Source organism: Polaribacter sp. 2305UL8-11 (assembly GCF_058147165.1).
Genome location: NZ_JBYVJW010000024.1, coordinates 1 through 12,721, shown reverse-complemented (window position 1 = coordinate 12,721; position 12,721 = coordinate 1). Strand labels below are relative to the sequence as shown.

Annotated in this window: 16 protein-coding genes; all 16 read right to left on the bottom strand. The window is 31.1% G+C overall.

The annotated features are described in order from the left end of the window. Positions 1 to 190: 190 nt before the first annotated feature. On the bottom strand, positions 191 to 1,207 hold the full coding sequence (locus tag ACY2RW_RS16020) for a CHAT domain-containing protein (protein ID WP_490123744.1): 1,017 nt from the start codon (positions 1,205 to 1,207) through the stop codon (positions 191 to 193). A 172-nt stretch (positions 1,208 to 1,379) separates the two neighbouring features. Next, positions 1,380 to 2,831: a caspase family protein gene (locus ACY2RW_RS16015; protein ID WP_490123743.1), complete on the bottom strand. Its 1,452-nt coding sequence runs from the start codon at positions 2,829 to 2,831 to the stop codon at positions 1,380 to 1,382. 160 nt (positions 2,832 to 2,991) lie between these two features. After that, positions 2,992 to 3,348, bottom strand: a complete 357-nt coding sequence (locus ACY2RW_RS16010; RefSeq protein ID WP_490123742.1) for a hypothetical protein — start codon at positions 3,346 to 3,348, stop codon at positions 2,992 to 2,994. A gap of 13 nt (positions 3,349 to 3,361) precedes the next feature. Further along, entirely contained in the window at positions 3,362 to 3,745 is a 384-nt protein-coding gene (locus tag ACY2RW_RS16005; RefSeq protein ID WP_490123741.1) for a hypothetical protein, read from the bottom strand. A gap of 157 nt (positions 3,746 to 3,902) precedes the next feature. Then, positions 3,903 to 4,529 (bottom strand): immunity protein Imm33 domain-containing protein, encoded by a 627-nt coding sequence (locus ACY2RW_RS16000; RefSeq protein ID WP_490123745.1) that lies wholly within the window; start codon positions 4,527 to 4,529, stop codon positions 3,903 to 3,905. A gap of 475 nt (positions 4,530 to 5,004) precedes the next feature. Continuing rightward, positions 5,005 to 5,376: a hypothetical protein gene (locus tag ACY2RW_RS15995; protein WP_490123740.1), complete on the bottom strand. Its 372-nt coding sequence runs from the start codon at positions 5,374 to 5,376 to the stop codon at positions 5,005 to 5,007. Continuing rightward, positions 5,377 to 5,655 carry a barstar family protein gene (locus ACY2RW_RS15990; protein WP_490123739.1) on the bottom strand — a complete coding sequence of 93 codons (279 nt, stop codon included), beginning with the start codon at positions 5,653 to 5,655 and terminating at the stop codon, positions 5,377 to 5,379. A 147-nt stretch (positions 5,656 to 5,802) separates the two neighbouring features. Next, the gene (locus ACY2RW_RS15985) at positions 5,803 to 6,453 is read right to left on the bottom strand and encodes a hypothetical protein (RefSeq protein ID WP_490123738.1); all 651 of its coding nucleotides are present in this window, start codon (positions 6,451 to 6,453) and stop codon (positions 5,803 to 5,805) included. 422 nt (positions 6,454 to 6,875) lie between these two features. Beyond that, positions 6,876 to 7,532 carry a hypothetical protein gene (locus ACY2RW_RS15980; RefSeq protein ID WP_490123737.1) on the bottom strand — a complete coding sequence of 219 codons (657 nt, stop codon included), beginning with the start codon at positions 7,530 to 7,532 and terminating at the stop codon, positions 6,876 to 6,878. A 118-nt stretch (positions 7,533 to 7,650) separates the two neighbouring features. Then, on the bottom strand, positions 7,651 to 8,982 hold the full coding sequence (locus tag ACY2RW_RS15975) for a hypothetical protein (RefSeq protein ID WP_490123736.1): 1,332 nt from the start codon (positions 8,980 to 8,982) through the stop codon (positions 7,651 to 7,653). Between the two features lie 172 nt (positions 8,983 to 9,154). Beyond that, complete coding sequence (locus ACY2RW_RS15970) at positions 9,155 to 9,595, bottom strand: DinB family protein (RefSeq protein ID WP_490123735.1); 441 nt, start codon at positions 9,593 to 9,595, stop codon at positions 9,155 to 9,157. Positions 9,596 to 9,786: 191 nt separating this feature from the next. After that, positions 9,787 to 10,245 (bottom strand): DUF2750 domain-containing protein, encoded by a 459-nt coding sequence (locus tag ACY2RW_RS15965; RefSeq protein ID WP_490123734.1) that lies wholly within the window; start codon positions 10,243 to 10,245, stop codon positions 9,787 to 9,789. A gap of 2 nt (positions 10,246 to 10,247) precedes the next feature. Beyond that, a complete protein-coding gene (locus tag ACY2RW_RS15960; RefSeq protein ID WP_490123733.1) occupies positions 10,248 to 10,607 on the bottom strand; it encodes a hypothetical protein in 360 nt (119 codons plus the stop codon). 153 nt (positions 10,608 to 10,760) lie between these two features. Then, positions 10,761 to 11,048, bottom strand: coding sequence for a helix-turn-helix domain-containing protein (locus ACY2RW_RS15955; RefSeq protein ID WP_490123732.1), 288 nt, complete (start codon positions 11,046 to 11,048; stop codon positions 10,761 to 10,763). Further along, positions 11,045 to 11,386 (bottom strand): type II toxin-antitoxin system RelE/ParE family toxin, encoded by a 342-nt coding sequence (locus ACY2RW_RS15950; RefSeq protein ID WP_490123731.1) that lies wholly within the window; start codon positions 11,384 to 11,386, stop codon positions 11,045 to 11,047. The genes ACY2RW_RS15955 and ACY2RW_RS15950 overlap by 4 nt, the downstream gene beginning before the upstream one ends. Before the next feature lie 213 nt (positions 11,387 to 11,599). After that, entirely contained in the window at positions 11,600 to 12,634 is a 1,035-nt protein-coding gene (locus ACY2RW_RS15945) for a gliding motility protein GldB-related protein (RefSeq protein ID WP_490123730.1), read from the bottom strand. Positions 12,635 to 12,721: the final 87 nt, after the last annotated feature.

Sequence of the window (12,721 nt, the reverse complement as noted above, 5' to 3'; positions counted from 1 at the left end):
TCCTGTTCAAATTAACTTTGGGAATATAACAAATCTTGATGTAAAAATTACCAACCATTTTTTGCCACATTACCTTTATTTTAAAAGCCAAATTTAAAAATTTGGCGTTCTTTGCAAATACACACGAACCTCTTGGAAAGCCTATATTAGCTATGTTTTATATACATTGTTGTGCGTTCGTACTTTTCCATTATCCTAATAACACAGGTATTTCACTTCCTGCAATTCCTTCCAATTTAACTGCGACAACTCCCATTCTAAAAGCAAACTCTATGTCTTTTCCAGCACCCAATGCTGTGTAGAATCCAACTGAAAAAGCTATCGCAGCTTTATCATTAACAGACTTTTTCATTCCAATTACATAGGGAATGTGTTTTGATATTTCTAATGCTTGTGATTCTGAGTAGCAAGAGTTTAGAACAACACACTTTATGTCTTTAGAGAAAAGTTCAAATAAACTTCCGATTGCATCATTTTCGATAAGTTTTGCATTACCTAATGAGTCTTCAACAGCAATTCCGCTTGCATCTCCGTGACCTGAAAAGTGCACAATAGTTGGATGCTCGTCAAGCATCGCTTGTTGTAATGTTTTCGTATTTATAGCCCATTCAGTTTTAAGTTCAAAAAGGTCTCTTAAAGCAGCTAATTTTAATCCACCTTCAATGTCTCTTACTTCTTCATCAATTCTCAATTTAACTTCGTCTATTGGACTCGCTCCTAAAAACAAAATCTTTATCATTTCTCCTAAAGTTTGTTTTTCGCTCAATTTGTCTTGTAAGATTTTCAATTCGGAAAGAGCATCATCGTAATTCCCAATGGTTTTTTCGTAATCAGTTAGTAGTTGATTATATTCAGGAACTAAATCATTCCATTTTTTTTGTAGAGCCTTGTACTTTTCTTTATACTCTTGTTCGGAAATCTCAATCTTTTCTTTTTCTATGATGTTAAAATCCTTAATGTACTCAATCCAACCTTGAATGGTTTGCCTGAAAGTCGTTTTACATTTTGCAAGTTTATCGGGTTTGTCAAAATGTAATGTGTCAAGACCAATTACAGTAAATGCTTGCGTACTTCCTTGTCCAAATATTCCCTCAACATCAATCTTAAGACGACTTTTTAAAGCTTTCAAATCAGTTTGCGGTTTATCAACCTCTGAAAGTCTTGCTTCTAAAAGTTGAATGGCTCTATTCAATGGGATTTTTATCATTTATTTCTGGGTTTCTTGGTATGACGCACAACGTGTTTGTATATGGTTTGTTGCGTGGTTGAGCACGTAATTTAGCAAATAAAAACCGAATAGAAAATACGCGAGGGTTTTCGTAAGTAGGCTAGAACTTGCAATAAATTATATACGGTGTTAGCAACTGGCTTTACTCATTTTATTCCAAATCTTTTCTAAAAGCTAATTTTTTGATTTCTATATTTTCATTTAAGTTAAGTAATTCAATTGGTGCGACTAAATATTCTGATAATACTTTCTTTAAATATTCTGAATTTGTCCCTATTTGAGTAATTGAACTAATAGGTTTTGTTATGTCTTTATTTTGACAAATAATAGATTCAATAATTTGATATTCTACTTCATTGCCACTTGTACCATTGACTTTTTTAACTGATGCTAAAATGTCTATATCAATTACTCTGTCAACATTTGAGGGGATGTAAAAAAGCTCATTATTAAAAGGAGACAAAGCATTTGTAATAAATTCAAATGATTTTTTAAATTGTGGTAAATGTCTTAATTCAAAAACTTTATCTGAATAGTAGTTTTTGAAATTTCCTCTTCTGAAATCTCCATTATTATCAAAATAAATTTCGAATAACATTCCATTTAGTAGATGATTTTCTCTATTATTATTATTATTATTATTATTATTATTATATTTAAATAAGTTTGTACCTAAATTATCCATAAAATTAGTTGAATTATGTGCGTAGCCAGCAGACTGCAAAATATTTCTTCCAATAATAAATTGTTCATCTTTATTTATTTGTGTAGGATTTAAAGAATTAAACCTATCCATTGCAGGATTTTGTGCATTCCAATTACTAGAAGCTAAATCAGTTATTATCTTATCTATAGTAGTTCCTTTAGACAGAAACATTCTGTCTTTAACGACTACTTCATCATAAGGAATTGAAACAGAATGTACCATTTGACCAGTATTGAAAAAGAAATCACCAACAAGTGAAGTATGTTCCCAACTTGTTTGACTTCCATTTGATAAATTGTACACAGTTTTTCTAACTTTTTTAAACAATTCTTCAACTGACATTAATTCGCGACCCAAATATTTTAATAAAGCTCCAGTATATAAACTATGACCTTCCATTCCTGCATCTTTTGCTCCTTCTCCAGGTGATGTTGAAAATGCAATTATTGTTCCTTCAGGTGCATTTACTTGGGTGAACGAATTAGATACTCCTCTTTCAAAACTTCTTCTACAAGCGTCAATTATAATTATGTTGACTTTTGTGTTAGATTCTCTTATTATATCAGTTATTTCGGTTAATCTTATACAGGTTCTTTCGCAAATATGTTTATTTGGGTTTTCAATAGGACATTCTATTGAAGCTAAATAATTTTCACCTCCAAACTGGAATCCGTGACCAGCAAAATAAAATATTAATGCGTCATAATTGACAACTCTTTTTTCAAATTCAGTCAGAGCTTCTCCATAGTCACTTGATTTACAATTTATTTTGGATATAACATCATAATTTAGTCTCTCAAAAGTCTCTGCAATAGCTTGAGAATCATTAACTGCGTTGTCAAGTTTGGAGTCTCCTAAATAATCATTGTTTCCAATTACTAATGCGAGTGTTTTCATTTGCGATGTTTATTTTGCTTGTTGCTAACGTGTTTGTATATGGTTTGTTGCGTGGTTTAGCACCTAATTTAGCAAATAAAAACCGAATAGAAAATCCGCGAGGATTTTCGTAGGTAGGCTAGAACTAGCAATAAATTATATACGGTGTTAGCCACTGGTTTTATTTCAATAATGAGTAAATTCCGATTGCTATTATTAGAATTAAAATAATCCAACAACCATATTTTTTCTTTTTATCTGATTCTTTTAATTTATTATGATATTCAATTGCGTTTTGTTCAGTTAAGAAATAACCTCTCCAAGCGTTATCAGGAATTGACATTGCATATTTTTCATCACAAGTATTACATTTATAATACATTCTGAAGTCCATTAATCCGCTTTCTTTTTCGTTTTGTGATTCCAGTATTTGAACTTTTTCAGAACTACATTTTTGGTCTAAAATTTCTTCAAATTTTTCAAATTCAACTTGAGAAGGAAATCCATAATATTCTTTATCAAAACAATCTTCACACATTTTTTACAAAGATTTAATTAGTTTCGATATAATCATTCACGTCATCTTCAGGAATCCATTCTTTCATTTCAGGTAAAACACGTTTATGCATAAAGTCAAAAAAATCCGAGTGTTCAGATTCGATGATATTCCAACCTTTCACATTCGTCCCAAATGAAGGATGAAATACAATTACATTTTCCGTTACTTTTCCGCTCACAATTTCAAATCCGACAAATGTGTCCATATCTTGTCTTCGCCCAAAAGTCAGAACTTCACGATTTTGTTCACACTCAATTTTAAATCGTTCGTTAATTGATGAATTCGGATTAATATCCGTTTCAAAATTCCAAGGAATGAATTGCGTTAAATTTAGTTTCGCAAACCAATTATATGCATTTGGTATTTCGTAGTTCATCTGTTTCTTCAACTTGTGGCTAACGTGTTTGTGTATGATTTCGTTGCGTGTTTCAGCAACTAATTTAGTAAACAAAAACGAACCAGAGGAATTTCCGAAGGAAATTCCAAGTAGGCGAGTAATAGCAATGAATTATACACGTTGTTAGCCTTAGTTATTATTCGGTAATTTCTTTAAATATTCCATTTTCATTACGCTCAAAACTTGTTCCAATTTCAGATTCGAATAAGTCGATAAACGAATCATCTCTGGATAAAATAGAACCAATTGAAACTAAACTAATATTTTCTGAATCTTCCATATATTCATCAGATTCGTCTCCTGATAAAATTCTCCAACCAGTATCTACGTAATCTCTTTCTTCATCTTTTTCCATTGGTTCCTCTCTATAAATATAGTTTATTGGTGCATTTTCATACAATACTTTATTTGTAGCAAAACATCTATCATAATATTTGTCTACAAGATTGGGTTCAGATAATTCTAAATCGTGGTCAATTATGTGTTTATATTCAAATTCAATTTCGTCTCCAGCATATAATTCGTGAAGATAAAATGGATGATTGTCCAATTTTCCTTTAAATTTCTCCTCTTTTATTTCGGTAATTTCAAGCCACATTCTTTCTGCTCCTGGATGTTTTGAATTAGAAGATTCAAATTCAAATGTGAGTTTTACAATATTACCAACTTTTAGATTTTTTAATATTTCTCTGCTTGGTTTGTAAAATGTGTATTTGTTTTCTTTAGCTAATTTTTCAGAATCAGTTAATTTCCAACTTCCCATTTTATAACCAAGTGATTTTATTCTCCTTAAATCAAATTCCCATTTTTTATTTAATTTACAGAGTTTAATTACTTTTTTTACTAAATCATTTCCTTTTCTATCAACTATAATGTAATGCTCAACTAATTCTGAAGAGAGATTTTCAAACGCAATTCCCCATTCATTATTTTCTATTAGTTCAATTCCGCTTTTTAGTTGTTTTTTTACTCCATTAATGACTTCTGAATCTTCTTCATTAGTTAATAATTCAGATTCTACATATTCAAAAAAGTCTTTTACTGCTTGTTTCCTTTTTCTGTTATTGAATATCATTTTTGGTTTTTTCTCTAATTAAGGCTAACGTGTTGGTATATGGTTTGTTGCGTGGTTTAAGCAACTAATTTAGTAAATAATTACCGACAAAGAAAGTCCGCGAGGATTTTCGTAAGTAGGCAAGAAGCCAGCAATAAATTATATATGGTGTTGGGCATAGTTTTTATTTCGTTTCGTACCAGTTTTTATATTCCAAATGTTCATTAAATTCCTTCTCATTCTTTTTAAACAGAATTTTTGAAAAATTCCGACTTTCAGCTATATTCCTTTCTTCAAAGAAATCAGTTATCATAAAGTGAATTAAAGGATTCTCAATATCAGACATTTTTAAAGTTGAATATCTTTTTCGGGATTTAGGATATTGTTTCCAAAATCTCTTATAATCATCATAAATCCTGTTAGTTACTTTTAAAATTATTTCATTTAGTAATTCTATTGGGATTTGATTTTTAGCAATTCCAACATAATACTCTTTAATCTTTGAGTAAAATTCTTGTTTTCGTTCAATTCTATTTTCAGTTTTCCAGAATAGCATTTATGTTAATTGTAATTCTATATTTTCGTGTTCTTTAATTATCTCTATTATCTTGTCAAAATATTTTAATTCCGATTTACTTTTTTCACTTCGATGCCATTTTAAAATATATTTTTCATCCACTTCGTGAATTCCAAATCCTCCAGATAAAACGTCATTAAAAGCATCTAAATTTCGACCAATTTTCCAATTTAAACCTGAAGTCATTTTAGATTCCACTTCTCGATAAAAACCTTTCTGATTTGAAAACTTGTTCCCATTTATTTCGATAATTCTCATTCGTTTTTAATTATGCCCAACGTTGTTGTGTATGATTAGTTGCTTGATTTAAGCACTAAAGTTAGCAAATAAAATACAGATAGAAAGTCCGCGAGGACTTTCGTAAATTGGCTAAAACCAAGCAATTAATTATACACGGTGTTGGCATTAGTTATTTTTCAATTCAATTGTTAATTCAGTTAAATCTTTTGTCTGAATTATTTCTGCATAATCTTTCAAACTACCAATTCGTATTTTAATCGGCTCAAGTTTATTATTGTGAACATAGAATCGAAATTCTTTTTGATATTCAAATTCCATTGGTTTGTCAAATAAAGTCAGTTCTTTGTTGGTGACATTATCTTTGTCATAATAGCTTACAAATCCGTGTCGAAAGTCAAATCCTTTGTTTTTTAATTCAGATTGTATTTTATCGAAAAAATATTGACTGTTTTTAATTAATAAACAATGCGTACCAAATCTTAAATTCTTTTCGTCTATCCGAAAATCTAATGGATTTGGAAAACCCTTTGAAGATATGCAGTAAAGTGAATAAATATTTCCTAAAACTTGGTCAAATGATTTTTTTAAATGAACTTTTTCATATTTAAAATCACGGTCAATTCCAGGTATTCTAAAAGTTCCAGGAAGAGAATTTATAATTTCAGATGCTCCTTCGTAATTGTCTCCACGTAAATCATTATCCTCAATTTTTTTAAAATACTCTATAGTATTTATATAAATCGTTCCATTTTCATAAAGGTCAGTTATGTTTTCTAAACTTCCTAACTTTAAAAACATCTTAATTGTATGAGTCATTTTCAGATTTTCTAATTATTCTTTAGCGCAATAGCGCCTGCAATGGATGTCCCAATAGCCCAAACTGTCTCAATCGTAGATTTTATTCCATTCTTAATATTTGTTCTGACTTTATTGTTTCTGATTATTTGCTCCATATTCGTATTTTTTTTAAAGGTTATTTGGTTCAATATGAACCTTAAGGTTACTAAAAAAGCTACTGGAACAAAACCATTGCAGAGCATATTGTCTACCCTTGTTTCCAAGGATTTCTTAATGTTTTCTATTTTCGTTTTTAATTAATGCCAACGTACTCGGCTATGAGTAGTTGCGTGGGTTTGCACGAAACTTTACAAGTACACACCAAACTGAAAATCTGCGAGGACTTTCGTAAGTAAGCAAAAAGCCAGCAATAAATTATATACGGTGTTAGCCACAGTATTTTATTCATTTCCATTCGCAATGTAAATTTCACGATTGTATTTTGGTGTCAATATCTTTATTTCTCTTTCTTGCCGATTTTGTAAAGTTATCTCAATATTTTTCTTGTAAAACGTTTCGTTTTCTCTCTTATAAGTTTGTTGTTCTTCATTTTCACACTTTTCATATTCCTTTTTAGAAATTAATTTTCCAGTTGATAAATTGAAGTCAACAGAACTCCAATATTGACAAAGTTTAAAGTAATTACTTGAATAACCAATCAATTCAAATCTATTGTTCTGAAATCTATATTTGTCTGTGTAAGACCATTTCCAACTACTTCCTCCAAAAAAGTTAATACTTAAAATTCCATTTTGTATTTCAATTCCTTCAAAAGGATCGCCCATCATTCCGCCTTCTCCACTTTTCAATACTGCACTTTTGGAATTTTTCCAATCTTTCCATTTTCCGTCAACTTTTTTTAGAATACAAATTTCTCTTATATTTCCATATTCAGTTGGTTCATTTGTTTCATAGACAATAACTTTTTCATCTATTCCATCTTTATCTAAATCGCCAATCTTTTCCGCAATAATTTCGAGTTTGCTTTTTTCGGAACTTTCTTGACCAAAAGTTAGTAAATTAAATAGTAAAATTATTTTTAGAATTGCGATTTTCATATTGTGGCTAACGTACTCGGCTATGAGTAGTTGCGTGGGTTTGCACGAAACTTTACAAGTACACACCAAACTGAAAATCTGCGAGGATTTTCAGAAGTAGGCGAGAACAAGCAATTACTTATAGCCATTGTTGTGTGGCGTTTTTTAAATCATTTTTCAATCCCAAGTTAGCTAAAATTAACCTTATAGCTATTTTTCTCAAACAGTAAATTTGAGATTTCAAATCCTTTTCCTTTATCGAGTTCACACTTCCGTGAGTTAGTTTATCTCGAGTCGTTTTTAATTTCCCAAAAGAATATCCAAAATCCTTTGGATTGATGTTGTTCAAATTTAAAGTTTCTTCCAATGGGCTTTTTAAAGGTTTTATTTCAATTTTATTAATTAACCCGTTCCATTTGTCTTTTAGCAATTCACTGTCTTCGCTATTTTCTAAAGTTTGAGAAATTAATTCAAATGCCTTATTGAAATTATCTTCTTTTGATGCCTTAAGATCAAATTTTTCAATTTCTTGTTTAATATTGAAAATCTCAATTATATTAAAAAGCAATAAAAAGGATGCGTTTAAATCAACTTCTCTGGAATGTAAATAATTATCTATCGCTTTATTAAATTTTTGTTCATTTTTTAGATAGCTCGAGAACCAATCTGTTTTGAGTATTTTTTGAATGTTATAATTTTCTTCTAAATGATAGAAGATTACAGCAAAATCAGAAACGAATGTTTTGTTGTTAGGCGATGTGTCTCTAAAGACAAAAATTTGTTCCTCCGTTCTGTAAGTCAGTTTCTCACAAATAATGCGAATTCCAAAACAAAATGATAAAAAGTTGCAGATTATTTGAATTGTTCTTTTTACTTTTTCAAAATCAGCGTTATCAAATTTATAGTTGATAGAAGGTGTTTTCTTAACTGTAAATTCTTCACTGCCTCGTGTTTCGTTATTTGTGAATTCCAGTTCAGGTCTAAAGGTAAGAGGTTTTGCTTCGTAGTATTCAGACATTCCATTTATTCTCGAAATTGAGAAAGTATTTTTGTCTTTCAGGTTGGTGAAAAAAGAGTAAAAAGTATTTACCACTTTCAGTCCGTTTTTGTTTAGAAAAGCTTTTCCCTCGTTTATGTATTCTTTGTGCTTATTTGGAAATACTATGGCGATTTTGCTCACATAAATAGTAAAATATGTATTCTGTAAGTCAGTTTGAAATGAAGTTGTTCTGTAAATTTTGCTTTTATCAAGAAAAAGTCCAATTTCAGTTTCGGTTATTTCAAAATTATCCTCAAATAGTCCGTGTGCACCTTTTGACATCATAAAATGTCTGTCAATTTGAGAATTTGGTTTATTATCGATTATTTGAAAATACATTTCTTTGTCGGAAACGTACAAATGGGAATGAAAGATTTCAGATGAAATTTCGGTGTTTTTGAATTTTAAATTAATGCAGTAATATTCTTTCACTCAAGATTGGTTTTCAAATGACACACAACGGTCTCGGCTATGAGTAGTTGCGTGGTTTAGCGATTAACTTTACAAGTACACACCAAGCTGAAAATCCGCGAGGATTTTCAGAAGTAGGCGAGAACAAGCAATTACTTATAGCCAATGTTGTGGTGTCGTTTTTTATTTTCATCTATCGTTTGTAAAAGATATAATCAGTTACAATTGGGTCAATTCCGCTTTGTCTTAAATCCGAAATGATTTGTCCTTTATGATGGCTGAAATGATTTGCTACGTGAAATAAAATCTGTTGGATTGAATTGTCAAATTCCGTTCCTCTTGAGTTCTCGTATTTAATTCTTTCTTCTAATTCACGCTCATCAATTATTTTAAGCGTTTCTTGATAATTTTCATTGTCAATTATAGAACATTGTTCGAGTGAATGTATTTGATGAACACCCAGTTTTTCTTTTCCAGTTATTCTTGCGTTCCAGATTTGTTGGGCATTCATCGAGTGAGAAAAGAGAGGAATTGTCCGTTCAGGTATTTTATTTTCATATTCAACCAGTTGTTCAACCAGCTTTTGGTTAAAGTGAGTATGATATTCAAATATGTCTTTAAAAAACTCTTTCATTTTCAATTTGTTGCGTTAAGTTATTGAATAGAGCCTTGTTTGGTCAAATGCACCACAACGGTCTCGGCTATGAACAGTTGCGTGTGTCAGCACGGACTTTTGCACGTACACGACAAGCTGGAAATTCCGAAGGAATTTTCAGGATAAGCCAGTAATAGCAATTGTTTATAGCCATTGTTACCTGCTGGCTTTTATTCATTTATTATTTCATTTGCTTGCTTTTCCAAGTCCGCAATTCCGTTAAATTTTCTGAACGTCAAATCCTTTCCGATTGATTTTAATTCAGACGTTAATTCTATAATCAAATCCAATGGTTCTACTTCATATCCGAACAGGTTTTGGTCGAATTGTGTTCCGATTAGAAGTCTATCATTAGCCATTCCAATACACCAATTTTCCATAAATTCAGCCAATGAAATTTCGGTCGCCTTGTATTTTTTCCATTCATCTTTAGCGCAGGATTTAGCTCGAACTTTTTCTGCCCAAAAGCATATCATTCCAATTGGATTTCCATTATCATCCTCAAATTGGGTGGAACTTGATGTTGCAAATCCGTTTTTACTTTTCAGTCCGTAAACTATTCCATTTTCAGAAACTGTCTTTATGAATTTCTGATGTCTATTTTTTAGAGTAATTGAATCTTGAAACATTTTTACCTACTGGCTGGCTTTATTCGTTTATCTATTAGCTCAACAATTTTATTCCGATTTTTATAAAAAGATTTAGGGAAGTCCAATTCAGGGTCAGAATTCATTCTCAAATTTTCAGAAAAGTAATTTCTCAAACGCAATAGGTTGTCAAATGTTCTTGCGTATAAGACTCTATCGTCAATTGGAATTTGATAAAAATACATTTCAGACAATATTTCGATTTTTTTATTCATTCCGCAATTCCCGCAACTCATTTTTCCAATATGTTTTGGTTTAACAACGTATTCATTTGTAGTTCCGTCAGCATAAAAATTCGCTTTCGATTGGCAATTCGGACAGATTATTTCTATATCAGGGTTCATTTTTCAGCTTGCAGGTAACGGTTCGTATAAGATTAGTTGCGTGTTTAAGCACTTAATTTAGCAAATAAAAACCGAATAGAAAATCCGCTAGGATTTTCGTAAGTAGGCTTTTACCAAGCAATTAATTTTATACTTTGTTAGCAAACGTAATTTTTAGATTTGTAAGTTCAAATTCATTTTTGCTCCTAAAGCATTAAAAATTCTCATTACGGTTTCAAAAGTGACATTTCCTGTACTATTTTCAAGTCTAGAAATTTGAGCTTTTTTGACACCAACTAATTCTCCTAATTGCTCTTGAGTTAGTTTTCTTTTTTTTCGAGCTGTTTTAATCATATCTCCAATCAATTCAAGTTTTAACTCAAATTCATATTCATCTCTTTCTTGAGTTCCCTTTTTTCCAATTAAAAGGTCTTCTGCTTGGTCTAAAGTATAACTTTTCATTTCTTTTTATTTTTAAAATACGTTTTTCTAATCTTGTCGGCTTTGTCTATTTCTTTCTTATCCACTTTGCTGGTTTTCTTAATAATTCCGTGAGTAGCAAACACTAAAGTTTCGATTTTATTATCCTTGTCCCAAAATGCTAAAAGACGATATTGAATTCCAGAATACAGCGTTCTAAATTCCCAAATATTGTCAGTCAATTTTTTGAAAAACTTTGGATCAGATTGTTGTTCGGCTCTTCTTATGTTCTGAAATATTTTCTTTCTAGCTTTGAGGTTTTGTTTTTCAATAAATTCAAATGCCTCTTCTAGTAATTTAGTTTCAAATCGTTTTGTCATTTCTGTTTCAAAGTCAAACTATGATACAAATATATAAAAAAGTTTCGTTAAATGTAAACTTGGAGTGGTTTTTTATGTTTGCTAACGGCTCGGCTATGAGTAGTTGCGTGGATTAGCGGTTAACTTTGCAAGTACACACCAAACTGAAAATTTGCAAGGATTTTCAGAAGTAGGCGAGTAGAAGTAATTACTTATAGCCAATGTTAGCAACAGTTATTTTAGTCCGTTTATATATTGTTCATATTCGCTTTCTTGAAGGACGTTTTCAACATTCAATTCGTAAATATCTCTCCAGCTATCTTGTCCATTCTTTTCCACATATTTTTCGATTATTCGGAAACCCAGCCAATAATTAAGACTTTTTGGTGCGTCCTCGAACAATTTTAGTTTATCGTTCCTCAATAGCGGGTTGTCGCCACTTTCATCGTCGAAATATTGTTTTAATTCTGTGAATAATTGTCTTTCGTGTTCCATATACCAATTCCAATCGCTTTCGGTCATATTCTCGACGGCTTCATACTTTGAGATTTGTCCATCGAAAAAGACCCAAGTAAAATAGCAGGCAAATCCCTCGTCGATGGTTTGTCGCAATGCAGAATCTTTTTTCGGGTCGTTTTCTCGAAAAGGTTCGTAAGCAAGATGATTTAATTCGTGCGGAATTCCTTTTTCAATTGTGTATACAATATCCTGTTCCTTGTAATTTAGCTCAATGCAAAATTGGTCATTATCGCAACCGCCAAATAAAATTCCAGTTATTGGTGTGAACAAAATACTGATTGTCGATTCTACCTTGTGCGGTACTAATAGGTTAAATTTTGCAAGGTTCTTTTCCAGAACAGAGTCAAGTTTCATTTCCAAGAGCGATTGTACTCTTTGGTCAAAAAAAGCCCTGTTCTCGAGATAGAGTGTTCTATTCCATTCCACCATTCCGCTTGTCGTGTTGAATTTGTCACTATTTTCTTCTCCGAAAATCACTCCGTAGCAATTGTTCCAAAGTGATTGATGCGGTTTGTAAACCTTTTCGATAATCATTGTAGTATCAAATTCAGCTCCTTGATGTGCTAAAATTTGGCTTTTGAAAAGGTTTTTGATTGTTATTCCTTGGATGCTTATGCTGTCCGATAGATTTTTTATTTTCTCGACATATGTTAGTTCGGTATTCAAGGTTTTCTTTTCACTCTGTTTTTCTTTGCAAGACGAAAACCCAATCAAAATTCCGATCATCAATATCTGCAAGATTTTTTTCATAATTGTTGCTAACGTTTTGGTGTAAGAAAAGTTGCGTTTGGTACATTAGTAAAGTTACTAAAAAAACACAAACCAAGAAAATCCGCG

What these genes read in the sequence shown, in the direction of transcription:
- ACY2RW_RS15955 (WP_490123732.1), bottom strand. Translation starts at nt 11,048, where the DNA reads ATGAAAAGTTATACTTTAGACCAAGCAGAAGACCTTTTAATTGGAAAA.
- ACY2RW_RS15970 (WP_490123735.1), bottom strand. Translation starts at nt 9,595, where the DNA reads ATGAAAGAGTTTTTTAAAGACATATTTGAATATCATACTCACTTTAAC.
- ACY2RW_RS16000 (WP_490123745.1), bottom strand. Translation starts at nt 4,529, where the DNA reads ATGGGAAGTTGGAAATTAACTGATTCTGAAAAATTAGCTAAAGAAAAC.
- ACY2RW_RS16005 (WP_490123741.1), bottom strand. Translation starts at nt 3,745, where the DNA reads ATGAACTACGAAATACCAAATGCATATAATTGGTTTGCGAAACTAAAT.
- ACY2RW_RS15990 (WP_490123739.1), bottom strand. Translation starts at nt 5,655, where the DNA reads ATGAGAATTATCGAAATAAATGGGAACAAGTTTTCAAATCAGAAAGGT.
- ACY2RW_RS15985 (WP_490123738.1), bottom strand. Translation starts at nt 6,453, where the DNA reads ATGACTCATACAATTAAGATGTTTTTAAAGTTAGGAAGTTTAGAAAAC.
- ACY2RW_RS16020 (WP_490123744.1), bottom strand. Translation starts at nt 1,207, where the DNA reads ATGATAAAAATCCCATTGAATAGAGCCATTCAACTTTTAGAAGCAAGA.
- ACY2RW_RS16010 (WP_490123742.1), bottom strand. Translation starts at nt 3,348, where the DNA reads ATGTGTGAAGATTGTTTTGATAAAGAATATTATGGATTTCCTTCTCAA.
- ACY2RW_RS15995 (WP_490123740.1), bottom strand. Translation starts at nt 5,376, where the DNA reads ATGCTATTCTGGAAAACTGAAAATAGAATTGAACGAAAACAAGAATTT.
- ACY2RW_RS15945 (WP_490123730.1), bottom strand. Translation starts at nt 12,634, where the DNA reads ATGAAAAAAATCTTGCAGATATTGATGATCGGAATTTTGATTGGGTTT.
- ACY2RW_RS15950 (WP_490123731.1), bottom strand. Translation starts at nt 11,386, where the DNA reads ATGACAAAACGATTTGAAACTAAATTACTAGAAGAGGCATTTGAATTT.
- ACY2RW_RS15960 (WP_490123733.1), bottom strand. Translation starts at nt 10,607, where the DNA reads ATGAACCCTGATATAGAAATAATCTGTCCGAATTGCCAATCGAAAGCG.
- ACY2RW_RS16015 (WP_490123743.1), bottom strand. Translation starts at nt 2,831, where the DNA reads ATGAAAACACTCGCATTAGTAATTGGAAACAATGATTATTTAGGAGAC.
- ACY2RW_RS15965 (WP_490123734.1), bottom strand. Translation starts at nt 10,245, where the DNA reads ATGTTTCAAGATTCAATTACTCTAAAAAATAGACATCAGAAATTCATA.
- ACY2RW_RS15980 (WP_490123737.1), bottom strand. Translation starts at nt 7,532, where the DNA reads ATGAAAATCGCAATTCTAAAAATAATTTTACTATTTAATTTACTAACT.